Origin of the sequence: Wolbachia endosymbiont (group A) of Scambus nigricans, assembly GCF_947251485.1 — a bacterium.
In the GTDB taxonomy this organism is placed as follows: Bacteria; Pseudomonadota; Alphaproteobacteria; order Rickettsiales; family Anaplasmataceae; genus Wolbachia; species Wolbachia pipientis.
This window is the reverse complement of the sequence record NZ_OX366356.1, coordinates 506425-529641: the sequence shown is the minus strand read 5'-3', so window position 1 is coordinate 529641 and position 23217 is coordinate 506425. Positions and strand designations below refer to the sequence as shown.

The 23217-nt window shown below is 34.7% G+C and carries 20 protein-coding genes and 3 pseudogenes; 6 read left to right on the top strand and 17 right to left on the bottom strand.

What is annotated here, in order from left to right; all coding sequences use genetic code 11:
* Positions 1-3: 3 nt before the first annotated feature.
* Positions 4-261 (bottom strand): annotated as a pseudogene (locus OPR46_RS03065) (IS256 family transposase); the annotation flags it as partial.
* 224 nt (positions 262-485) lie between these two features.
* Positions 486-1292, bottom strand: coding sequence for a CAF17-like 4Fe-4S cluster assembly/insertion protein YgfZ (gene ygfZ / locus OPR46_RS03060; RefSeq protein ID WP_265043980.1), 807 nt, complete (start codon positions 1290-1292; stop codon positions 486-488).
* A 167-nt stretch (positions 1293-1459) separates the two neighbouring features.
* On the opposite strand from ygfZ, the gene OPR46_RS03055 reads away from it, so the two are divergent.
* Positions 1460-1741 (top strand): co-chaperone GroES, encoded by a 282-nt coding sequence (locus OPR46_RS03055; protein WP_265044070.1) that lies wholly within the window; start codon positions 1460-1462, stop codon positions 1739-1741.
* A gap of 100 nt (positions 1742-1841) precedes the next feature.
* Complete coding sequence (gene groL / locus OPR46_RS03050) at positions 1842-3491, top strand: chaperonin GroEL (protein ID WP_265043978.1); 1650 nt, start codon at positions 1842-1844, stop codon at positions 3489-3491.
* A gap of 183 nt (positions 3492-3674) precedes the next feature.
* Here groL and OPR46_RS03045 read toward each other — a convergent pair whose 3' ends face one another.
* The gene (locus OPR46_RS03045; protein ID WP_264705617.1) at positions 3675-3818 is read right to left on the bottom strand and encodes a hypothetical protein; all 144 of its coding nucleotides are present in this window, start codon (positions 3816-3818) and stop codon (positions 3675-3677) included.
* Between the two features lie 107 nt (positions 3819-3925).
* Here OPR46_RS03045 and OPR46_RS03040 point away from each other — a divergent pair, with 107 nt between their 5' ends.
* Positions 3926-4078, top strand: coding sequence for a hypothetical protein (locus tag OPR46_RS03040; RefSeq protein ID WP_265043976.1), 153 nt, complete (start codon positions 3926-3928; stop codon positions 4076-4078).
* 113 nt (positions 4079-4191) lie between these two features.
* Here the strand turns inward: OPR46_RS03040 and OPR46_RS03035 are convergent, their stop codons facing one another.
* Together OPR46_RS03035 and rnhA are read right to left on the bottom strand one after the other, a co-directional pair.
* On the bottom strand, positions 4192-7278 hold the full coding sequence (locus OPR46_RS03035; protein WP_406833326.1) for a YhdP family protein: 3087 nt from the start codon (positions 7276-7278) through the stop codon (positions 4192-4194).
* Entirely contained in the window at positions 7271-7708 is a 438-nt protein-coding gene (gene rnhA, locus OPR46_RS03030; RefSeq protein ID WP_151807582.1) for a ribonuclease HI, read from the bottom strand. The genes OPR46_RS03035 and rnhA overlap by 8 nt, the downstream gene beginning before the upstream one ends.
* Before the next feature lie 61 nt (positions 7709-7769).
* On the opposite strand from rnhA, the gene OPR46_RS03025 reads away from it, so the two are divergent.
* A complete protein-coding gene (locus OPR46_RS03025; RefSeq protein ID WP_265043975.1) occupies positions 7770-7952 on the top strand; it encodes a hypothetical protein in 183 nt (60 codons plus the stop codon).
* 35 nt (positions 7953-7987) lie between these two features.
* On the opposite strand, the gene OPR46_RS03020 is transcribed toward OPR46_RS03025, so the two are convergent.
* The 3 genes from OPR46_RS03020 to coxB are packed head-to-tail and all read right to left on the bottom strand — an operon-like array spanning position 7988 to position 11207.
* A complete protein-coding gene (locus OPR46_RS03020) occupies positions 7988-8875 on the bottom strand; it encodes a heme o synthase (protein WP_174515960.1) in 888 nt (295 codons plus the stop codon).
* 1 nt (position 8876) lies between these two features.
* Positions 8877-10427: a cytochrome c oxidase subunit I gene (gene ctaD, locus OPR46_RS03015; RefSeq protein WP_265043974.1), complete on the bottom strand. Its 1551-nt coding sequence runs from the start codon at positions 10425-10427 to the stop codon at positions 8877-8879.
* 15 nt (positions 10428-10442) lie between these two features.
* Positions 10443-11207, bottom strand: a complete 765-nt coding sequence (coxB, locus tag OPR46_RS03010; RefSeq protein ID WP_265043972.1) for a cytochrome c oxidase subunit II — start codon at positions 11205-11207, stop codon at positions 10443-10445.
* A gap of 1214 nt (positions 11208-12421) precedes the next feature.
* On the opposite strand from coxB, the gene OPR46_RS03005 reads away from it, so the two are divergent.
* Positions 12422-12583, top strand: a complete 162-nt coding sequence (locus tag OPR46_RS03005) for a hypothetical protein (protein WP_265043969.1) — start codon at positions 12422-12424, stop codon at positions 12581-12583.
* A gap of 225 nt (positions 12584-12808) precedes the next feature.
* On the opposite strand, the gene OPR46_RS03000 is transcribed toward OPR46_RS03005, so the two are convergent.
* The 3 genes from OPR46_RS03000 to OPR46_RS02990 all read right to left on the bottom strand — a co-directional run bounded on the left by OPR46_RS03000 (position 12809) and on the right by OPR46_RS02990 (position 16467).
* Positions 12809-13177 (bottom strand): hypothetical protein, encoded by a 369-nt coding sequence (locus tag OPR46_RS03000; RefSeq protein WP_265043968.1) that lies wholly within the window; start codon positions 13175-13177, stop codon positions 12809-12811.
* A gap of 139 nt (positions 13178-13316) precedes the next feature.
* The gene (locus OPR46_RS02995; protein ID WP_265043965.1) at positions 13317-13802 is read right to left on the bottom strand and encodes an ankyrin repeat domain-containing protein; all 486 of its coding nucleotides are present in this window, start codon (positions 13800-13802) and stop codon (positions 13317-13319) included.
* A 259-nt stretch (positions 13803-14061) separates the two neighbouring features.
* The gene (locus OPR46_RS02990; protein WP_265043963.1) at positions 14062-16467 is read right to left on the bottom strand and encodes an ankyrin repeat domain-containing protein; all 2406 of its coding nucleotides are present in this window, start codon (positions 16465-16467) and stop codon (positions 14062-14064) included.
* 835 nt (positions 16468-17302) lie between these two features.
* Between OPR46_RS02990 and OPR46_RS02985 the strand changes: the two genes are divergently transcribed.
* A complete protein-coding gene (locus OPR46_RS02985; RefSeq protein WP_265043961.1) occupies positions 17303-19324 on the top strand; it encodes an ankyrin repeat domain-containing protein in 2022 nt (673 codons plus the stop codon).
* A gap of 399 nt (positions 19325-19723) precedes the next feature.
* Here OPR46_RS02985 and OPR46_RS02980 read toward each other — a convergent pair whose 3' ends face one another.
* The 6 genes and pseudogenes from OPR46_RS02980 to OPR46_RS02960 all read right to left on the bottom strand — a co-directional run bounded on the left by OPR46_RS02980 (position 19724) and on the right by OPR46_RS02960 (position 23089).
* Positions 19724-19888 (bottom strand): hypothetical protein, encoded by a 165-nt coding sequence (locus OPR46_RS02980; protein WP_265043959.1) that lies wholly within the window; start codon positions 19886-19888, stop codon positions 19724-19726.
* Positions 19881-20129, bottom strand: a pseudogene (locus OPR46_RS06690) (recombinase family protein); the annotation flags it as partial. The pseudogene OPR46_RS06690 and the gene OPR46_RS02980, both read right to left, overlap by 8 nt.
* Positions 20130-20233: 104 nt before the next feature.
* Positions 20234-21434, bottom strand: a pseudogene (locus OPR46_RS02975) (recombinase family protein); the annotation flags it as partial.
* Complete coding sequence (locus OPR46_RS02970; RefSeq protein ID WP_265043957.1) at positions 21428-21862, bottom strand: DUF2924 domain-containing protein; 435 nt, start codon at positions 21860-21862, stop codon at positions 21428-21430. The gene OPR46_RS02970 and the pseudogene OPR46_RS02975, both read right to left, overlap by 7 nt.
* Before the next feature lie 4 nt (positions 21863-21866).
* Positions 21867-22331: an ankyrin repeat domain-containing protein gene (locus OPR46_RS02965; protein WP_264705156.1), complete on the bottom strand. Its 465-nt coding sequence runs from the start codon at positions 22329-22331 to the stop codon at positions 21867-21869.
* 38 nt (positions 22332-22369) lie between these two features.
* Positions 22370-23089, bottom strand: coding sequence for an ankyrin repeat domain-containing protein (locus OPR46_RS02960; protein WP_265043955.1), 720 nt, complete (start codon positions 23087-23089; stop codon positions 22370-22372).
* Positions 23090-23217: the final 128 nt, after the last annotated feature.

Sequence of the window (23217 nt, the reverse complement as noted above, 5' to 3'; positions counted from 1 at the left end):
ATCAAGAAGAAGTGAGTGTGCACTTGTCCGTAAAGTCTTTCCATTTCTCCCGTTTCTTCGATTATTCTCTTCACTTTCAGCTAATAAGTGATTTTCTATTTCACCTTCCAAACTTGCCTCCAGCAGCTTTTTTATAAGTGGTGTAAATGCTCCATCCCTTCCTGTTAATGGTCTGCCTTCCCTTATTGATGACAGTATATTTGCTTCCAGTTCTTTGTAATCTACCAAACCGGTAGTTCTGTTTACTACTTTCTGACTCATTGTCAAACCTCCATTTTTTTATACCAATTTATTACTTTTTTTTCGGTTTGACACACTTTTTTGAACATTCCCGGAAATGCAGAAAAAAATGTTCAACATTATATCAGGAGTCCTTGTCGTTTTAATCTGCACAGATTGCGAAGTTAAATGAAATAGCTTCACTGTTATGATAAGGGCGCTGGTGAAGGGTGTCAAGCAAGTTTTTCGTTTCTATATGCGCTACCTTAAGACTTCAACGTCTTAACGCACCTAACTCCATCTGCATATAAATTTGCATGGCTCTTTCCAGTATTAAGCAATGCAAATCCAATGTTGTCTACACTAGAGCGCAGTTCCCCTATTTCCTCATTGTTTTCATTTGTCACTTTAGTGCCAATATCTGGAAGTGCGTTATCCCCCTCAACAAGGTAAAGTTTTCTTCTGAATATTTCTTGTCTGCTCATTCGATTTACAACTTCCTGACCTATATAACACCCCTTATTAAAGCTTATACCGTTTACTTTATCGATTAAAAATTGCAGCGGAAACGATGAATTCTGCACCATATCTTTCGCTCCATCTGGAACGAGATTTTGAATTCTGACTTTTTCATACTGAGTAAAATCCCCAACCGGCTCTTTTATTTCATCTTTATGTATGATCCTCATTCCTAGCAGCTTGTGCCTTGGATCTTGAAAAATAACTTGTGACTTACCACTACACTCCGCCAACTTAGTATTAAACAAAACTCCAACCTTATATAGTGCGCTAACGTCTTTAATCTTCACTCTCAAGTAAGTTTTAAGCAAATCCAGTTTCTCGATTATTTGCTGCAAGTGCATGTTTTCGCACTCTAAGAGGGTGTATTTACCATATTCAATAAGAAAAAAATCATATAGATATTTTCCCTGAGGGCTAAGCAATAAAGAGTAAATGGCTTTTTGGCTATCCAACTTATTAATATCATTGGTTATAATACCCTGCAGAAAATCTCTAGTGTCAGGCCCATATAGCACTACCACACCACGACTTAAAAATGGTATATAACTCATGAAATCTCTATAAATAAATCTAAATTTTATTATATAACATTAGGCTCTTTTAGAAACTGCTTTTGGCGTGCATATTTTACAAGCTCCAGCCCTTGAAATCTAACTTACGAGTATATATATATAAACTTATAAGTTAATTTGTTGATGAGGAAAAACAAATGTCAAGTATAAGTTTAAATGTATTAGATGATAGCGTGCTGATCAAGCCTATTAGCGAAGAAAAGCAAGGTGGAATTGTGCTTCCATCAAGTGATGAAAAGAAACCTACTAAAGGTGAAGTTATAGCAATTGGTGAAGGTTCACGCAATTCAAGTGGCGAACGCGTAACTTTAACTGTGAAAGCTGGTGATAAAGTGTTCTATCGCCAATGGGCTGGTACAGAAATAGAACATAATAATGAGAAGCTTATCGTGATGAAAGAGTCCGATATACTTGCTGTCATTAAGTAGCAGTCTTTATTTTACTAAACTAAAACAAAGCACGACATAGTGCATTGTAAGTAATTTTATTATAGTTTTCTAAATTTTTTATTAACAAGAGGTGATAAAAATGACTAATGTAGTAGTATCAGGTGAGCAGTTGCAAGAAGCCTTTCGTGAAGTCGCAGCAATGGTAGACTCAACGGTGGCAATAACTGCGGGACCTAGGGGAAAAACAGTAGGGATTAATAAGCCCTATGGAGCACCAGAAATTACAAAAGATGGTTATAAGGTGATGAAGGGTATCAAGCCTGAAAAACCATTAAACGCTGCGATAGCAAGCATCTTTGCACAAAGTTGTTCTCAATGTAACGATAAAGTTGGTGATGGTACAACAACGTGCTCAATACTAACTAGCAACATGATAATGGAAGCTTCAAAATCAATTGCTGCTGGAAACGATCGTGTTGGTATTAAAAACGGAATACAGAAGGCAAAAGATGTAATATTAAAGGGAATTGCGTCAATGTCTCGTACAATTTCTCTAGAGAAAATAGACGAAGTGGCACAAGTTGCAATAATCTCTGCAAATGGTGATAAGGATATAGGTAACAGTATCGCTGATTCCGTGAAAAAAGTTGGAAAAGAGGGTGTAATAACTGTTGAAGAGAGTAAAGGTTCAAAAGAGTTAGAAGTTGAGCTGACTACTGGCATGCAATTTGATCGCGGTTATCTCTCTCCGTATTTTATTACAAATAATGAAAAAATGATCGTGGAGCTTGATAATCCTTATCTATTAATTACAGAGAAAAAATTAAATATTATTCAACCTTTACTTCCTATTCTTGAAGCTATTGTTAAATCTGGTAAACCTTTGGTTATTATTGCAGAGGATATCGAAGGTGAAGCATTAAGCACTTTAGTTATCAATAAATTGCGTGGTGGTTTAAAAGTTGCTGCAGTAAAAGCTCCAGGTTTTGGTGACAGAAGAAAGGAGATGCTCGAAGACATAGCAACTTTAACTGGTGCTAAGTACGTCATAAAAGATGAACTTGGAATCAAGATGGAAGATCTCACGCTTGATGATCTTGGTACGGCTAAAAATGTTAAAATTACTAAAGATAATACCACAGTTGTCAGCGAAAATAGCGATTCTGACAGTGTGAAAGCTAGAATTCAGCAGATTAAATCTCAAATTGAAACTTCAACTTCTGATTATGATAAAGAAAAGCTAAGAGAACGTTTAGCGAAATTATCAGGTGGCGTTGCTGTGCTCAAAGTTGGTGGAGCAACTGAAGTGGAAGTTAAAGAACGTAGAGATAGAGTCGAAGATGCGCTGCATGCAACAAGAGCTGCAATTGAAGAAGGTATAGTTCCAGGTGGTGGGGTTGCGCTTCTTTATGCTTCATCTGTTCTCGACAAATTAAAAGGTGCAAGTGACGAGGAACAAATAGGCATAAACATTATCAAGAAAGTTCTCAGTGCTCCAATTAGAAGGTTAGTCAAAAATGCTGGTCTTGAATCTGCTGTTATAATTGACTATTTGATTAAGCAGAATGATAAAGAGCTTATATACAACGTTGAGGCTATGAATTATGCTAATGCGTTTACAGCTGGTGTGATTGATCCGGCAAAAGTGGTGCGTATTGCTTTTGAAACAGCGGTATCTGTTGCGAGTGTGCTGATAACTACTGAATCTATGATAGTTGATGTACCAAGCAAAGAGAATGCTTCATCTCCTATGGGTGCAGGAGAAATGAGTGGCATGGGTGGATTCTAAGTAGAATGAAACCGTGGAGCAATTGCTCCACGGTAGTTCCAAAAAATCTCACATTTTACTATTCGTTAAAGGTAATACGTTTGGTGCAGAAATGCACTGCTGTTTGCATCCGTTTCACTCCTTTATATTGTGGTTGTCTAATAACAAAAAGGCAGCATAAGAAAACTATAACCCCTAGTATATTTATACTATAGCTGACCCAAGCAACACGTCATACCGCGATTCATTCCACAACTGTACGAACATTACAATATGGCACATAGTAAACGATGTCATGAAAGTAGCTGACACTGGAATGACACCCTTTTGGATGGAAACCAGTGTCACGCACTGGCATGACACCCATTTATTCCTATAGTTGTCTTTTCTCGTCTACCTTATTTTGCCACTCTGCTGAACAGATACAATTTACAACCACCCCCTACCCTTTTTAGTTGTTCAGCAAATATAGAGAGGTTAAAGGGAGTGGTATAGCTCTTTTTACAATAATCCGAACAGACCGTAATATGCTACTGGCCTGCTACAGCCATAAACACATATCTTATCGCATTCGGACTATTATAAGAAAGGCTATATTACTTAAATAACTAAATAAAAAACCAGGTAGATCATTCTGAAATTCTTGCATTTTTGTCCATAATTTTGTTAAATAACTTCCCTTTTGGTCATATCGAACCAAATTTCTTTTTCACACCACCTTTTAAGCCACTTTCGTTGTTTTTGTCATAATGCGATCAAACACTCCCAATAACCTCTTTAATAGGTTTGGAGTTAGCGAAGAGATAAGATCAACAGATACGTTATTGTTTTTGTCATCACCACTTGCTTTATAGTCTATTGAAACGATTCCCCTACTTTTCCCACCAGTAAGAAGTTTTCCAATTATAGGAATTTTTAACAAAGATTTATTAATTGAATATGCTGGTATTGCTTGTCCTGCAACCTGGAATTTATAATTTCTAATATCGAGCTTACCACCAGTGCTAATACCTAACTCCGCCCCTTCAAACCAAGATTCTTCAATTTCAATAGTGCCATCTTTGTATGAAAAAGGTGCATTACATTTGTAAAAGTATACACCTTCATTTTTTATGGCATTTACAATGCCAGGCAATGAAGACATCGACAATAAAGTAGTAAGTAGTGGAGCATCTTTGATGTAGAAATTGCTAATGGATAACGTACCATAATGTTCTCCACTTTCTCTCTGAGGAGAGAGATAAAAAGACAATTTGCCGTTTTTAATTGATTTACTAATGCCTAGGGAACGCAAAAGCATACCTGAATTATCCGCATATATTTCGAGCCCTATTCCACTGTATTCTGCTAGTATGTTGCTGCTATCTTCCAGAAACTGCCCTGTAAATTGACTTCCATTGCAATTACCTTTAGTACAGGTTACATTCAGCTTAGCATTTTTGATAACGATGCCTTCTTTCATAATTACATTGTCAACATTCATACTAATCTCTATATCTTTATTTAATCCATTACTGTTTTTGCCAAGCAAGCCTAAAATATCACTTAAGTTAATTTCCTCACCATAAATAGTTATGGCATTTTTCTCCTTACCTGATTCAATTTCTATACTAAAATCATTATCAGGCAATTTAAAGCTACTAGAATTTAAATATAAATTTCCATTTTCTACTCTTCCGCTGAATTTTATATCTAGGTCATTTCCTACAATGTCTAATTTATCTACTAACAATTCACCTGCTCCTTTTAACCTTGTAGAAAACAAAATTTTATTGTGATCTTCAAAGCGATTTTTCCACCCTAAGTAGCTTGAATGTGATTCAAATTCTGATAAATCTATATCACCATTAACATACCCCGTCTTATCTTGATTTATCACTGACTCTAAATTTGCACTGACATAGCCACTATCAAAATTAAATATTTGAGCGGGTAAATCTCCGGTCAAATTCCAGGCGAAACTTTCATTCCTATTGCTACTTTTCAGGTCAAATAATAGCTGTGTGTTATTCACCATACCACTACCATTTAAATCTATAAAGTCACTGCCAAAACTAAGCTTAATATCATATTTACCAAGACTTGCATTATAGACGGCCAAATTGTCAATTTCAGAATGAAAATTTGCTGAGAAGTCTACTTTTTTGTCATCAGCATTTAGATTAAAAATGCGAAAATTAAATACGGATTTTGCCATTCCACTTACTTTATCCCTTTCAACCTTCACCACATCATCCAGCTTAAATCTTATAGGCTCATATAAACCATACGCATCACTTACAGCTTTGCCATTAATGGTTAGAACTGAATCTTCCTTATTTAGAGATTTCATTTCAATATCACCACCATTAACAGTGAAATTCTGAAACTTAGCGCTATTTACAGTAATTTCAAGATCGTTATTCTTGATGATCAAACCACCCTTTAATTCCTTTACTTGCTCAAAATCTTCATCAAATTTTACGCTACCGTTTTCTATATCAGCAACAATTACAATGTCTGACAGATCGTCATCAACCAAATTGTTAATTTTGCCATTGAAACTTACAATGGTATTTAAAACATCCCCATCAATATTATCACAATACCAGCTTTTAAATTTACTATTTACTACACTATCTGGTATATAAGTACATAAATCCTTTGCAGCAAACTTACTAATATTAATTCTAAGCAAAGCATAACTTGTACCAAAGTTCATTTTGCCTATTAAAGAGAGATACGTGTCATTTAACTTAAAATGGAAGTTTTTTACACTAATAATTCCATTATTATATGTTAAATTTATATTTACATTAGTTAAGGCCAAATTTTTGTTCAAATAATTTTCTGTATTTAATACGTATATATTTCCATCTACAATTTCATCCTTTTTATTAATTTTCACTGAGAAGCTTCCTTTGAATCCTATATTTTTGTCCAAATTGTAGCTTTTAACTAATGTAGAAAACTTGCTCAATAGTCCCAATTTTAGATCATAAAATGTCCCGTACACATTTAGCAAATTGTTGCGATTTTTTATCGTAATTGATAAATCATCCAAAAATCCCTTTCCATCTTTTGTATTCACATGAATATCTAAAACATTAAAATCTTCCCCCTTCCCTATATATAATTTATCAATAAAAAATTCATCTTCTGTGCTTTTATCAATAGCGATGTTAGTAAATTCAATTTTTGAATCCGCATTTAAGTCAAAAAAAAATTCCCTTATTGTTTTTAATAGATTTTTTGCACTACTTTCTGTCATCTTGAAATTCTTCCCTGTCACCCCAGTATCTTTTTTTCCTGTCATCCCAGCAGTCGTCCTTGTCATCCAAGTAGCTTGACTACTTGTTTCTTTTTTTCTAGATTCCAGCGTCACGCGCTGGAATGACACCGAAGGAAGGCGGTTACTACTTAAATAATGATTATCCAAAAGGTCTAATGAGTTTTGCGGATTAACATTAGTTTCTTCTCTCTTGATACATACATGCACATTATCAGCTGAAACCTGAGAGAGATTTGTGCTATCTTTAAATAAGGAACTTAACTTAAAATGTACAAAAAGCTCAGGAACTTTTATAGTAAAATTAGGGTTTGCTATTGCCAAATCCGTAATGACTAAATACGGATCTTTGCCATCTTTCTGCCAAACAACTGAGGTATTCTCCATATTAACGCTTGAGCCAACAAATATTTTTGATATTTTATGTTTAACATAAAAATCAATATAATTAATATTGATTTTTAAAGGCTTAAAAAAAATAAAGAAGCACAATATGAATAATAAAGCTACGGAAAATAATATAGTAATTTTTTTAAGCATCGATTATTGCTTTTCTTGCTAAACTATCAGCCTCCTCATTATACTTATCGCCACTGTGTGCTTTAACCCACTTCCAATCAATTTCGTGTTGTGAAGCAACGTTGTCTAGCTCTTTCCACAATTCCATATTTTTTACTGATTTTTTATTACTTGTTTTCCAGCCATTCATTTTCCACTTATTTATCCATTCTGTTATGCCATGCTTAACATAAAGACTATCCGTATATAAATTAATATTACAAGAAAATTTCAATACTTTCAGCCCATTGATCACCGCTGTTAACTCCATTTTATTGTTTGTGGTATTTTCTTCTCTACCATAAATGTCTTTTCTGTAATCTTGAAATAATATGATAGCTGCCCATCCTCCCGCTCCAGGATTACCAGAACACGCCCCATCCGTATATATTGTCACTTCTTTTTTACTCATCTTTGTTTATATCGGTTAACAAAGTATAGCTCTTTTTACAATAATCCGAACAGACCGTAATATGCTACTGGCCTGCTATAGCCATAAACACATATCTTATCGCATTCGGACTATTATAAGAAAGGCTATATATAGTTGCTTTTATGAAAGCACAATTTCTAAAGGTAGTTTAAGCTGCACCTTTAAATTTTATTATAGAAACAAAAAAAAGTGTGACAACGAGCATTACCAAAAGGAAAAGTAAAAAATAGTTTTTATGCTTCTGCCGTTCTTTCATAACTAAAATAAATCAATAGAACAAAAAATAATACTGGCGAATAGGGAAAATAGATAAGAAATTGAGTAAGAAAACATTTGTTTCTGTGAGTTGTGGTTCTTGAATCTGAGAATTGATATAGCGTACCAAATAAAGATGCAACCTGCAAAAATTGCCATGCTTAGATAAAGTAAAGCCTTTTTCAAGAATAGAGCTGGAAGCAAGCTAGTTAGCACCAGCAAGACACTATAAATTAATATATATTTTCTTGTTTTTTCCGGACCATAAACAATATTGAACATTGGAATCGATGCCTTTGCATAGTCTTCAGACTTATTTAAAGATAGGGCCCAAAAGTGTGGTGGAGTCCACATAAAAATTACTAAAAATAAAATGAAACTTTCCCAATTTACAGAATTAGTCACAGCTGCCCAGCCAATCATTGGAGGGAAAGCACCTGCTGCACCACCGATAACGATATTCTGCGGAGTACGCCTTTTTAGCCAAATTGTATATATGAAAACGTAAAATAATATGCTAACAGCAAGCAAAGCAGCAGAAATATAGTTTACTGCTATTGCCATGATAAATACTGACAATATTCCAAGAGTTATACCAAATTCAAGCGCACTTTCTGCAGAAACTCTACCTGAGGGTATAGGGCGGTTTTTTGTCCTTTCCATGAGCAGATCTATGTCTCTGTCATACCACATATTTATAGCACCTGCAGATCCTGAGCCAAGAGCAACACATATAAGAGATATTAGTGCTAGAAAAGGGTGCATACTACCTGGTGCAGTAACCATACCAGCAACTGCAGTAAATACCACAAGATACATTATCCTTGGCTTCAGCAAACGCCAAAAATCCAGTATTGTTGATTCAACATTTAGCAAAACACTTGTGTACATTCTATTTTACCACTGGTGGTTTTTCGAAAGTATGAAAAGGCGGTGGTGAAGATACCGTCCATTCCAAGGTGTCACCTCCCCAAGGATTATCTCCAGCTTTCTTGCCCCATTTAAAAAGATGTATAACTATAAACACAAAAAACATAACTGAAACAAAGGACATATACGAACCAATTGAGGATATATAATTCCAAGAGATAAACGCATCAGGATAATCAGGTATACGCCTTGGCATACCAGCTAATCCTAAGAAATGTTGAGGTAAAAAAGTGATATTGGTGCTAATAAAAGTAAGCCAAAAGTGGATTTGACCTAAGCGCTCATTATATTGTTTACCCGACATTTTACCAATCCAATAATAAAAGCCAGCAAAAGCTCCAAATAATGCAGCAAGTGACATGACATAATGGAAGTGAGCAACAACATAATAGGTGTCGTGCAGGAGCTTATCTATTCCACCATGAGAAAGAATTATTCCCGTTATGCCACCGCCAACAAACATAAAAATAAAACCTAGTGCAAATAGCATAGGGGTTTTAAACTCAATTGCTCCGCCCCACATAGTTGCAATCCAGCTAAAGACTTTTACACCAGTTATAACACCGATAAAAATTGTGGTAGTGCTAAAAAATGCAGCAGCGTCAGCACTAAGCCCAACAGTGAACATATGATGAGCCCAAACCATAAAGCCAAATACTGCTATACCTATCATTGCATAAACCATCCCTATGTAACCAAATACAGGTCTGTGAGAAAAAGTTGATACAACCTGACTTATGATGCCAAATGCAGGAAAAATAATTACGTAAACTTCTGGATGACCAAAAAACCAAAATAAATGTTGAAATAACACAGGGTCACCACCACCTGCAGGATCAAAAAAGGAAGTACCAATATTGCGATCAGTAAGAAGCATAGTTATAGCACCGGCAAGCACCGGTAAGGCAACAATCAACATAAATGCTGTTAGCAAGACAGACCAAACAAATAGTGGCATCTTAGTCAACGACATGCCTTTCGCACGCATGTTAAATATAGTAACTATAAAGTTGATCGCCCCAACAATTGACGACATACCAGCAACATGAAGTGCAAGTATAGCAATGTCAACTCCTGCACTTGGATGGGACATTACCTGTGATAAAGGTGGATATAAAGTCCAACCTGTACCTGGACCTTCACCAATAAACACTGAGAGAATGAGCAAAATAAAAGATGACACTAATAACCAAAAACTTAAATTATTCATACGAGGAAATGCCATATCTGGTGCGCCAATCATGAGAGGTACAAACCAGTTACCAAATCCTCCCATGAGGGCTGGCATTATCATAAAAAACACCATTATCAACGCATGCCCTGTAACCATTACGTTATATAATTGATAGTTATTGTTAAGTATATTAATGTGCATCAGCTGAGTGCGAATAATCACCGATAATAATCCACCAATAATTCCAGCTAATATGGAAAAAATAATGTACAGTGTCCCTATGTCTTTATGATTAGTGGAAAACAACCAACGCTTTATGCCCCTTGGTACGTCACTCATATCTATACTCCAAATTTAACTCACTAATTTTCTATTTTCAATCCACTTATTAAAATCCTCTTTGCTTACTGCTTCAACAACAATTGGCATAAATCCATGGCCTTGACCACACAATTCATAGCACTGCCCGTAATAAACACCAGACTTTTTGATATTAAACCACGCCTCATTCAGCCTACCTGGTATCGCATCAATTTTTACACCAAAAGCCGGTACTCCCCAGCTGTGTATCACATCTCCTGCTGTAACTTGTAAACGAACATTAGTATTAATGGGTAAAACGATGTTGTTATCAACAGAGAATAGCTTTAAATCTCCTTCGATAAAGTCTTCTTTTCCCTTAATATAACTATCAAATGACACACCTTGATATTCTGGATATTGGTAACTCCAATACCATTGATGGCCAATAACTTTCAGTGTTATATCAGCTTTCGGTATTTCTTCCTGTAGCTTCAGTAATTTAGCGTTTTCAAAGGCTAATATTCCAACAATGATAGTTGGTATAACAAACCAAATAATTTCTAAAGGAACACTATGGGTAGTTTTACTTATGTTTGTTACTTTGCTTTTACGAAAGCGAAACGCTACATAAGCAAGCAGCGCCCACACAAAAAGCATTATTGTAACCACCACAAGCATCACAAACGAATGTGACCTAACTACAGCCTCCATTACTTCAGTTGCAGGAGCAGGAAATCCAAATTGCCAGGAAGTAGGAGCAGAGGCAACAGATATATTTGAGTAAAATATTATCAATAGTGCAAATAACTTCACCATATCTTTTGCTTGTTTGCTATAAAACTAAGTTATATACTGTATAATAGTATATATAAACTCACTATGCAAATAGAGATTAGTGATGGTTGATAATTTTTTAGCATTCAACAAGTATAATAGTACAATACTAATTGAGGAAAAAAGCATTTACATAAATCTATTGTAAGTAAAAATATTATAATATTTTAAATTAAGTATTTACTTTAGGTAAATTCTATAATAAGTTTAACAGTGTCTGTTACTGCTAATAACCCTCTAGCCTCACACCTAAAAGCAGTAACAGACACTGTTAATTTATGACAAGTTTATAATCTGTAAGATCAAAGTCTTACAAGTTTCTTTATTTCATTATACATTGCAGTTTGTTAATTAACTTTTAATTCCTATGGTGGCATTTACAGCTTGGACCAAAGGTTTATATATTATGGAAAATAATTATAAAAAAAACACACTATTTGTATACCATACAAACTTTTTTTATTCTGCATAGCTGAGTTACTAGATTCTGTAAACGAAATCTTTAGAGAAGCCAAATGGGCAAAGTTTCATGAAGGTCTTTGGCATCTCTTAGCATAGATCCCTTACTTAACCATCATACCGCGATTCATTCGCAGTATCTCAAAGCATAGATCCCGCTAACACGTAGCGGGATGACGATTGTCGTTCAGCCATAAACATTAAGAAATTTACCAAATGAAAAAAAAGGCAAAAGAAGCCCCGGGGTTATTATCCGCTTTAAAATATTGGCGTTTTTTATGTTTTAAACGCTTGACAAGCAAGATTAAGCTGCTTTTAATTGCAACTAACTTACGCTGCAAATGTTTAAGAAGTTTACTAAGCAGAAAAAAAGACAAAGAATCCCCGAGTTAGCTAGTCTTTTACTATCTCTGTCGAGTATTGGCATTTTTTGATGTCTTGTAACGCTTTATAAGCGCGTTTCGGCTTATATAGGTAAAAACCCAGAATTTTTAAAGACATGCGATGCACGTAGTGCGAAAAATTAAACATGAGACGCCAAATACCCTAAGTTTGACTCGCGACATAATGTTGAACATTTTTTTTTGCATTTCCAGAGCAAGTTCTTGAAACCTAAACATTATATGTACATCATCATAATCAATTCTAATGCATCTAACTAATGCTATGATGACCTTACCCAGAAAAAGTGGAGAGAAAGTGTGGAATGTTTTTTACAAAAAGAATGATGCATCAAATTGTTCTGGAATGCAATAGTTATAGCTCTTTTTACAATAATCCGAACAGACCGTAATATGCTACTGGCCTGCTATAGCCATAAACACATATCTTATCGCATTCGGACTATTATAAGAAAGGCTATAGTCGTGAAGTTTGTGCGAGTAATAATGCTAGCTTGATGTTTTTCTTGTTACAAGCTTTTCTAGATAAAAAGTGTCCTCTTCCTAAGTTTTCTGATGTTAATCCTGTAAAGGCTCTTTTTTACACATCGGATATTATAAAGTCGTTCAAGGAAGTATAGCCTTTCTTATAATAGTCCGAATGCGATAAGATATGTGTTTATGGCTATAGCAGGCCAGTAGCATATTACGGTCTGTTCGGATTATTGTAAAAAGAGCTATAAATTAGCTAGTATATTGGATATTTGGGTTTCTTACTGTATCAGAATGATTGGAGCTACTTCCTGCTGTATCAGAACGGCTAGAGCTATTTCCTGAAAATGAAGGCAACGCAGCCCTTAAAGGGGAAGAGATAAACTGAAAAACACCTTTAACAGCATCTATCCATGAAGACGGCTTACTTGCTCCGCTTGTAGCTCCTATTTTGTTATAGCCTATTTCGTCACTTTGCGATGAATTGTCTGATGCATTATCATAAGATAGATCACACTTAGCTTCTTTTGTAATACTATATTGTACATCACGCTTCTTGCGAGTAGATCCACAATCCTCAATTTTCCATTGACATGGACTATCTTTGCCCCTGGCCTCCAAGTAAATACTCTCCTTCTATCCCTATCATGGCTAAGATAATCACTAGCAGGATATAAATACTCATTACTATAGTAAACACTTTTAATACATACCTCCGATGAAAATACTGCATTCTTTACTGACTCTGGTAATTCTCCTTTTATCCTTTCAAGCTCAGATTTTTTTCCGAATGAACATTATGGTAATTACTCATCTCCATAATTCTTTTTACATAACGGGCCAACCTAAACTCCGCATTTTCTACACCTTTAACTTCAATACTAGCTCCAATATTGAGAAGATTTGTAACTTCACTAACATTCCCACTTTCTACAGCAGCAAATAAAAGTCTATCATACTCACTTTGCTTTGGTCCTAAAAAGTTTACTACTTCTGACTGACGAGAGGTATTTGCTACATCTAAAGGTTTTCCACCATCCTTATTTTTAGCTCCAATGTTAGCCCCCTTATCTATAAGAAATCTAATTATCTCTAAATGACCTCCTTCAGCAACCCTATGCAAAGATGTGTAACCATCACTATCTCTAGCTTCAATATTAGCCCCTTTCTCAAGAAGTTCTCTAACGTCACTAAGGCGTCCTGCTCCTGCAGCACTAACTAATAAATCATCATTGTTTAAAGTCATTTGTCCCTCCACATTTATAAAAACTTACCTAACTTATAGCCTTTCTTATAATAGTCCGAATGCGATAAGATATGTGTTTATGGCTATAGCAGGCCAGTAGCATATTACGGTCTGTTCGGATTATTGTAAAAAGAGCTATAATGTTCCAGGTACGTCATCATAATCAGATAGTTGCGTAGAAATTGAATTCGTCCTAATACCCTGAGATGTACCTTCTTGAAAATGAAGTAATTTATTTTCCAACTTATCTCTTGCTTCTCTAAAACTGTCCAATTTTTTTTTGCAAGCTAACACTTTCTTCTTTATACTTTGAAAGTGTTAAATCGATAAAATGATTACACAACACTATTAGACCTGTAGCACTAGAAAATAACAACAAGAGAGGATGAATGGTAACACCTGGCATATCTCCACTTCTTGCATCATGAAAATTTTTATACATATTAAGACAAGAGCCAAAAGCTGCAGAGCATACAAAAGCAAGTTTTGTTCTGCACAGGAAATACTCGACTTGCGCTAATTTTTCATTGCAATGTGCTAATTCTTTACGCAAATCATTAATTTTATCACTATTATACTTAATAAATAATTGTTTTGTTTCTTCATTATTAACATATTTCCATGCTCTGTAAGATCTTCCATCTATGAGCTCAACGTTTACATGCTCTGATTTTAGAAGCGCACTAATTGCGTTACTACTTCTAGAACGCACAGCTTCATGTAGAGGTGTGTAATCGCTTTTAACATCTTTCCTTCTGTTAATATTTTCATAAGTTAAATACTTGAAAAGAGCCGAAATACATTCTGGGTCATTACCTTCAATAGCCAGAGTAATTGCATCTTTTCCGTCTTTATCCTTAGAATTAATAACTTTAGAAAGCGGCTTTTCATTTTCTTGCTTATCTTCAAAATACTTGCACTTATACACCTTATTCGAACGATATGGCTCCTTAAGAATACACAAAAGTTCTTTTACAAGATCAACCTGATTTTCTTTAATAACCACATGCAAAAGTGTGTTTTGATTTTCCTCATCTTGTAACAGTAAACCATCATACAAATAAGCATTTTCATGTAGATAACTAATCTCTTTATTGAAACGTGTTTTATCTATACCTTCTCTTCCTCCTTTACAGATACTGAAGAGTCGTAAACTACCTTCCAAAGCATTGTGATCAATTGCAGAGGCACGTTGCCTTCTGTATAAAATTGGCGCTCCTTCTACGCAAACACTTCCGAAGTAACGAGCAATAGGGGAATGGATACATGCACTTAAAAAATTAGTAAGAGGGTTACAAGTGTTTACACCATTCCTACCTTCAAGCAGTCTAACTACATCTAATTTATTATACGAATCAGCATAATATAAAGGATCCCGATCATAACAGTCCTTAGCATCAATTATAGCATCACATTCAAGAAGAAGTTTAGCTACATCTAAATGACCTTCCCTAGCAGCATAATGTAAAGGTGTTCTAGCTTTTTCATCCATGGCCTCAACTTTAGCACCTTGGCTTATAAGAAAGCTAACCATACCCTCTCTATTGTAGTAAGCAGCATAGTGTAGAGGAGCTATACCCAAACGGTCTTTAGCATTAATTATAGAATCATGGTCAAGAAGAAGTTTAGCTGCATCTAAATGACCTTCCCCAGCAGCATAATGTAAAGGTGTTTTATCTTCTTCATCCATGGCCTCAACTTTAGCATCTCGGCTTATAAGAAAGCTAACCACATCCTCTCTATTGTAGCAAGCAGCATAGTGTAGAGGAGTCATACCAAAACGGTCTTCAGCATCAATTATAGCACCACGGTCAAGAAGAAGTTCAGCTACATCTAAATGACCTTTCCCAGCAGCATAATGTAAAGGTGTTTTAGCTTCTTTATCCACGGCCTCAATTTTGGCATCTTGTTTTATAGGAAAGCTAACCATATTTTTTCTATTGTGGTAAGCAGCATAGTGTAGAGGAGCCATACCAAAACAGTCTTCAGCATCAATCATAGTACCACGGCCAAGAAGAAGTTCAGCTACATCTGAATGACCTTCCCTAGCAGCATAATGTAAAGGTGTTTTTCTACTATCATCTTGAACGTTAACCTTAGCATTTCTACTGAGAAGAAGTTTAAGGACATACAAATTACCCTTACAAGAAGCTACACACAAAGGCGTTTGATTGTTTATACCTTTAGCCTCAATATCAGCACCTCCATCAAGAAAATCACTAACCTTTCTAATATCTTTTCTTTCTATAGCAGAAAATAAATATTTATCTAGCTTTGCTCTCAAAAAGTTTGCTACTTCTGTGTTACCAAGCTCATTTACTATGCGTAAAGGTGTCTTAACATTATTATCCTTAGCTAAAATGCTGGCACCTTGATCAACAAGAAATCTAACCATATCGTATTGACCTGCACTAACAGCATAGTGTAGAGGTGTCCAATTTTGGTCACATCTAATGTCAATATCAGCACCAATACTAAGAAGAAGTTGAGCTACATTTACACTATTTTTACAGGCAGCCCAGGACAGCAAAGGCAACTTATCTAAAAGTTCACGATTAACATTATATTTATCAATATGTTGATCAATATATTCCTCCAACCGTTTAAAGTCGTCATTTTCTATAGCATGCGTAAAATCCATTGTAAGGCTCGTTTGATCTTTCATAAACTATATAAAAAAAACTATTTTCCTACTCAGTGCAATACTCCATTTTTAAAACTTATCAACCCCTATTTAGAAATTTTTTATGGAATAATTTTTGATGAAAGTCTTTAATATATTGCTACTAATTTAGTAATATATACTGTTAAAAACCTAAACAATATAACCATTTCCAGCACCCAAAACCAGCAAGCGTGAGAACAATTTTTCTTGGAATCGGTTGGTCTACCATGTGTACCATACGAACTTTTTAATATGATAATTTTATTATACGCTAAAACTAGCCATACTAGTTCATTTCACCCACATCTACATACGAACTATTTTGCCTAACTTTATTGCAAAGATTTCAAACTTCTATTTTTACAACCCTATTTTACGCAACTTGTTCTCAAAAATATACGATCTTTTTTGAAGGAGTAAACAATTGAATTCTTTATAACACTAACTAGCATGGTACTTTTACTAAAGTATTTTTTGAAAAAGTTAGTTGACTCATAAATAATTCTCTACTGATACTGGCATGTGTTTTTTATTCTGCTGAAGTGGCTCCGCAGGTTACTGTATAAACTTCAGCAGTTTTTGCACTTCTTATAAAGCATAATCCATCATATTCCTATATATTAAATATAGCTGGTGTTCTCAATTTTGTTGATCTATAGTAAAATTGGCTAAAACTTCCAGTAATAAACAACTTTTAACCTAGCAGTACTCACCATAAAAACTTAACAAAAATATGAGTAGTAAAAAGATTGTGTTGAAATCAGCTTGACACATACTACACATTGTATATATTCTATATCTATATCTATATCTATATCTAGAGCTAGGAGGTAATATGGGTACAGGGTCAGTAAAATATATTGCAGAACCTATCAGTAAACAAAGTAAACACACTGATGAGCAAAAACTGAAGTGGGACCCAAGTGCTGGACAAGAGTGTTCAGAAATAGGTAGTCCAAAAACAGAAGCAACTGAATTACCAGTAGATAGTTATTATGAATTCATTAAGGGAGATTTGCTTCGGGCTGGTAGAAGTTTGATAGATGATAAAAAATACTTAGAGGATTTAATAGATGAGTGGCTTATTCATGCACCTAACTTAAAACTGGAAGAGAGTCAAAAAAAGTTAAATCAAAAATTACTCAATAGTATTATAAAAGATTTTAATATGGGAAATTATAACTCATTTTCAAATCTTAAGCAGTTTTTAGAAAGTAACGAGAAAAATAAAGACCTGAAGTACGTTCTTAATCTAAAAAGAGGGCATCTAGGAACAACAGTATTGAATGTGTTTGTCGCACACGATGAAGTCATTCATTCTCTTCTCAAAGCTGGTGCTGATCTAAATATGCAGGATAATAAAGGTAAAACACTTTTGCATGATACTGCTATTTATTCCAGTGAGTATGAAGGTCTAAAGTATCTCTTAGATGCAAAAGCTGATCCAAATATACAAGATAAAAAAGGTAATACACCTTTACACTATTATGCTGCTAATTGTAATGATTATAGCAAAAAGGTTATGGATTTACTCATAAGCAAAGGAGCTGATTTAAACATAAAAAATAACAATGGAAAAACCCCACTGCAAATTGCAATTGATAGCAACAATGTTATAGAGTATTTTTTAACTGACAACCAAAAAAAGTTAAGAGACCAACTACGTAAAATGGTTAAAGCTACAGATTCTGATGAAGGTTGTGATAATCCTTATGGTCCAGGTGTTGAAGATCTGAAAAAGTTTTTAGGTAAACATAAAAATAACCAAGATTTAAAGATAGTTTTAAATGTTAAGGGTGATAGTTCAATTTGGCCGTTTTGTCGATCTCCTGGTGTAAAAGCTTTACTCTTAAAAGCAGGAGCAACTGACTTTGTAGGTAATAAGCAAGATAATTGTGAAAAATGTGATAGTCTCTTATCAGAGATGTATCAAACAAATCAACTTGCTAAGCTAAATAAGTTTTTGAATAAGGTAGTAAAAGCTAGAAGCATGATTGAACTACAGGAAGTTGTAAATGAGATTATAGCTTCTGGAATGAGATTAAATTTTGCTAAAGACAAAGATTATTACTTTGCAGATCACGTACTAGAAAAAATTGCTCAGCTAGGAGGAAGCTATGGAATTGCCAGTGATATAGTATGTGCATTAATATCGAGAGGAGCAAAGTTAAAAAATTCAGATAGTTTAAAAGTCATTGATACAATAGAACGAGAGTTTAAAGATCATAAAGCTAATGTAATCGAGGCTCATGTAGAGTACATTAATTATGCTGAAGAATTTTTTAGAGTTGCAAGGGATGCTACCAGTGGTCAACTGTGTGATGGAAAAATCGATAACAGTGTATCTTACTTAGAATACTCAGAGGATAGTATAATAGATGTTGAAAAAATCACAGATAGAACAAGGAATTTAGGAATACCTCAAGGAGAAAAAGGATATGGAAGGAGTGTAATAAAAATTGACAAAAGTGAGGTGGAAATTATAACCCAAGATGGCATGAGGAGTTACACAGATCTTACAGAAGGCAGCGATATAGTATTAACTTTCTATACCAGTTTGGGAAATATAGACGTTAGACTGTATCCTGACGTACAAGATAAAAGCAAAATTATAGTAAAAGTGAGTAATAAAGAGGAAGTATTGGAAAAATTCAAAGGTCATGAAGAAGAATTAGGCGAGGATTGTGCACTTGGTGATTATGATGTCTACTGTGCTATTAAACGGGGATATTTTGAAAGGTCTGGAAAATTAGTGCATCCTGAAGTAATAAGCGAGTCTAACAAGAACAAAGATTCATGGTTAGAACGTGAAGATTCAAGAAGGATTTATAACTCTGTGGGAGAAATTTTTAGGTAGATTAATTTGTCATAAAAGTTGAAGATTATTACTTAAATATAAACTACTATAATTTATAGATTAAGGAAGTTGTACCAATGTCTTCTAAGAATACTCTTTTATATTGTTTTTAAGCTGACTACAAAATGGGGATATGGAACATACAATTGGCTGAGCTGCCTTTTACACTCCAGGTTTACTATTAAAATATGCAGCTAAAATTGGATACATTTTCTATCACTGTTGCATCCGATATGTTAAAATATTCATCATTTATATTGATATTTTTCGCATAATTGATTCTGTAACATTGACTTACTTTTCTATATCAATCTCAATATCTTTTGGCATGGCTCTTTGTAGCAGCTTCTTTTGCAATAACCTTTTTTAATTTTCTGGCACATACTTTTTTCGATGTTTTCATATTGTTATAGCCTTTCTTATAATAGTCCGAATGCGATAAGATATGTGTTTATGGCTATAGCAGGCCAGTAGCATATTACGGTCTGTTCGGATTATTGTAAAAAGAGCTATATTTTTATAAACGTTACAACGCTGAGCCGTAAAACTTCTCCATTTACTCACTCCATAACATCGGTATTTCTCTCAAATCAGCTAGCTTCAAGTCTCTTGGCTGTCTTCCATTTACTATATCTTCTTTAATCTTCGGAGCTAAATAATTTAATCTTTAAATTTGTTGTATACGTCTTGTACCTATATTAATTTTGGCACTCAGCTCTTTCACACTTCCATATTTTCCCTCTTCTAGTTGACGTTTCCACAGATGGGCTCTTACCACTGCTTTCAGTAGCGCATTATTTGTTTTATAGCCTTTCTTATAATAGTCCGAATGCGATAAGATATGTGTTTATGGCTATAGCAGGCCAGTAGCATATTACGGTCTGTTCGGATTATTGTAAAAAGAGCTATACCTTCTGGTTCTACTACTGTGCATTTCTTTCCTTTTTTCTTCATTGGTATAAATTCCACCTTATCCTCTAAACACACTTCTATTCCATCCTCTTTTACCATTACTTTCTTTATTAACTTTTTCACTATTTCTTTCTGCTTTCCAAAACTCCATTCTTCCCCTTTTTCTCCCCGTTCTTCATATAATTGCTCTGCTTTTTTCATTACTTCTTTTTCTATTTCTCCAGCAACTATAGTTCGATTTACCGATTCACAATTTTTCCCTCCTAGATGATTGTTACATACATAATATCGATACCTTTTATTCTCTTTTTTCGAGTACGTCAGCGTCATGTTTACTTCACAGCTCTTGCACTTTATTATTCCCTTTAGCAATGCTTCCTCATATTTTACTTTTCTATATAGCTGATCCTTTATCAATTCTTGTGCTTTGCCATTTTTCTTCTTCTATTATCGCCTCATGCTTTCCTTCATATTGTTTATCATAATGTCTTATCTTTCCCACATATATTGGGTTTGTTACTATCCTTCTCACTGTTGCTTTTTTAAAAATATCTGATTTTGCTTTTGTTCGATATCCTTCTCTGTTCAACTCTCTTGCCAATTCTGCCATTGATCTCAGCTCCAAATATCTTTCAAATATATACTTCACTGTTTTTGCTTCTTTTTCATTTATTATTAATTCCTTATCTTTTACATTATACCCAAGCGGTAAAGTTCCTCCCATCCACAATCCTTGTTCTTTTGATGTTGCTATTTTATTTTTTACTCTCTCTACTATCATCTCTCTTTCTAGTTGTGCTGCTCCTAATAATACTGTCTGTACGAATTTTCCCATTGGCGTATTATTGTCAAATATCTGCGTTACTGCTATAAAATTTACTCGGTACCTTCTAAAAAATGACGTTACTTCGATGCTGTCTTTTGTTTCTCTTGATAGTCTGTCTAGTGTGTACACTACTACACAATCTACCTCTCCTTTTTTTACATCTTCAAACAATTCCTTTATTGCTGGTCTTTCTAAATTCTTTCCTGAGAAACCTCCATCATCGTACCTTTTGGCCAATGCTACCCAGCCTTCTCGGCTTTTTATATATTTTTCACATGCTACACGTTGCGCATCAAGACTATTAAACTTTTGTTCCAGACCATCTTCATTTGACTTCCTAGTATATATCGCACATCTTACCTCTTTCAGCATTCTTTCTCCTTATCTCTCATTCCAAATAGAAGCGTCCCATTGTAGCTCATTCCCATTATTTTCCCCGCCACTGCTGACAATGATGTATAAAATTCTTCTCTGTAGATTAAACCCTTATCTGTTACCATTACCGCATGCGTCTCTTCACCTCTCTCTAGTATTAATTCTGTCCCTTCTACTGATAATTTATCGCTACTTATTCTTTTTCCCTTCTCTAGTCGATCTGCCAGATATTCTAGTCTTTTTAACCCTTTTCTTGACATTTCTCCATACGCTTTTTCCTGCATTCTATAAGCTAATCTTGGTATCAGATATTTCTTTGAGTATCTAGGCGCCTCTTCCCCAAATACCTTCTTCCACGTTTTTCTCAGCTCACCCAAAGGTTTTCTCTCTAAATTCATTACTTTCTTTTCTATTTCTTTCTCCATATTTTTAGCCCTTCATAAATAGCTTTTCAATTCTGTCTGTTTCTTTCTTTAATACTTCGGCTATTTCTTTGTTATTTTTCGCATAATCCATTGCTGTCATTCCGAACTTATCTGCTTGCTCTATTTCTGCTCCTGCTTCCACTAACTCTTTTACTATTTCCACTTTCCCCACCATACATGCAAGGTGCAATGGAGTGCATTTATTGCCATACTCTTCAGCATTTACATTCCCTCCTGATTTTATCAATTCTCTCACGGTTTCTAGACGTTTCTCTGTTACCGCTAGGTGCAGTGCTGTATATCCTCCTACATCTGCTGCATTCACATTCGCTCCTTTTTCAACTAATAATCTCACTGTTTTTGCGTCTATTGCATAATGCAGAGCTATTCTTCCTTTTTCGTCTCTTTCATAAATATTTTTAAACGAGTTCTCTAATAGTGACTCCTCTTTTTTACCCAGCTTTACCATAACTTACCCCACTTTTTCTTTAAATTTAAATCCCTCTTTTAAGCCTTCCCTCTCACTACATTTTCTACCTCATCTATCATTTCATTCACTTGGCTCATTATTTTGCTTGCTAAATTTTGACATCTTTCCTTTATTAGCGATTTGTCTCTCTTCCTTATTTCTCCTATCTCTATTATTTTTAGCTCCGGCATGTAGCTTCCATTCAACATGTCTGCTATTTCTCCCACTAGCCCCTCTATTCCATAGCACGTCAGTTCCCTACTTTTTGTTACTCCTCCTTTTTCTCTTAAAAATTTACTTGCCTTTTCACTCTCTTTGCTATCACATAGACGATACTTTTCACTTTCCCATATGTAATACATTGGTGTTGCACCATATTTATTCAGTTGATTCACCTCAGCTCCTGCTTTTACTAGCTCTTTTATTATTTCAACTCCTGCTCCTCCTATTTTGCACGCAGAGTGCAGTGGCGTACATCCAGTGACATATTGAGTAGCATTTACTTCTGCTCCTTCTCTTAGCAGCACTTTTACATTTTCTAAGCTTTTCGCAAATACTGCACAGTGTAGTGGTGTATAACCATTTTTATCTCTTGCATTTACCTCTGCTCCTTTTTTTATTAATAATCTCACTGTTTTGTAATCAGAGATTTCTACTGCTTGATGCAAGATCGTCTCTCCTTCTTCATTTCTTTTATTAATGTTTTTAAACCCGTTACTTGATACTTCTTTAAAAAACTTACTCTTGCTAAAACTCATTTCATACCTCACAAAATTAGCTTTTCTAGCGCCAGACAAATTTCTTATATTTACCTGCTGCTATTCAAGTCATGTCCTTTTTAGCATGAGAAAGCAAGTCTTTTTATTTCATACACTTTTACCTATTA

What these genes read in the sequence shown, in the direction of transcription:
- OPR46_RS02960 (WP_265043955.1), bottom strand. Translation starts at nt 23,089, where the DNA reads ATGAGTTTTAGCAAGAGTAAGTTTTTTAAAGAAGTATCAAGTAACGGG.
- groL (WP_265043978.1), top strand. Translation starts at nt 1,842, where the DNA reads ATGACTAATGTAGTAGTATCAGGTGAGCAGTTGCAAGAAGCCTTTCGT.
- OPR46_RS02970 (WP_265043957.1), bottom strand. Translation starts at nt 21,862, where the DNA reads ATGGAGAAAGAAATAGAAAAGAAAGTAATGAATTTAGAGAGAAAACCT.
- rnhA (WP_151807582.1), bottom strand. Translation starts at nt 7,708, where the DNA reads ATGAGTAAAAAAGAAGTGACAATATATACGGATGGGGCGTGTTCTGGT.
- OPR46_RS02985 (WP_265043961.1), top strand. Translation starts at nt 17,303, where the DNA reads ATGGGTACAGGGTCAGTAAAATATATTGCAGAACCTATCAGTAAACAA.
- OPR46_RS03025 (WP_265043975.1), top strand. Translation starts at nt 7,770, where the DNA reads ATGCTACTGGCCTGCTATAGCCATAAACACATATCTTATCGCATTCGG.
- coxB (WP_265043972.1), bottom strand. Translation starts at nt 11,207, where the DNA reads ATGGTGAAGTTATTTGCACTATTGATAATATTTTACTCAAATATATCT.
- OPR46_RS02990 (WP_265043963.1), bottom strand. Translation starts at nt 16,467, where the DNA reads ATGAAAGATCAAACGAGCCTTACAATGGATTTTACGCATGCTATAGAA.
- OPR46_RS03020 (WP_174515960.1), bottom strand. Translation starts at nt 8,875, where the DNA reads ATGTACACAAGTGTTTTGCTAAATGTTGAATCAACAATACTGGATTTT.
- ygfZ (WP_265043980.1), bottom strand. Translation starts at nt 1,292, where the DNA reads ATGAGTTATATACCATTTTTAAGTCGTGGTGTGGTAGTGCTATATGGG.
- OPR46_RS02995 (WP_265043965.1), bottom strand. Translation starts at nt 13,802, where the DNA reads ATGACTTTAAACAATGATGATTTATTAGTTAGTGCTGCAGGAGCAGGA.
- OPR46_RS02965 (WP_264705156.1), bottom strand. Translation starts at nt 22,331, where the DNA reads ATGGTAAAGCTGGGTAAAAAAGAGGAGTCACTATTAGAGAACTCGTTT.
- OPR46_RS03035 (WP_406833326.1), bottom strand. Translation starts at nt 7,278, where the DNA reads ATGCTTAAAAAAATTACTATATTATTTTCCGTAGCTTTATTATTCATA.
- ctaD (WP_265043974.1), bottom strand. Translation starts at nt 10,427, where the DNA reads ATGAGTGACGTACCAAGGGGCATAAAGCGTTGGTTGTTTTCCACTAAT.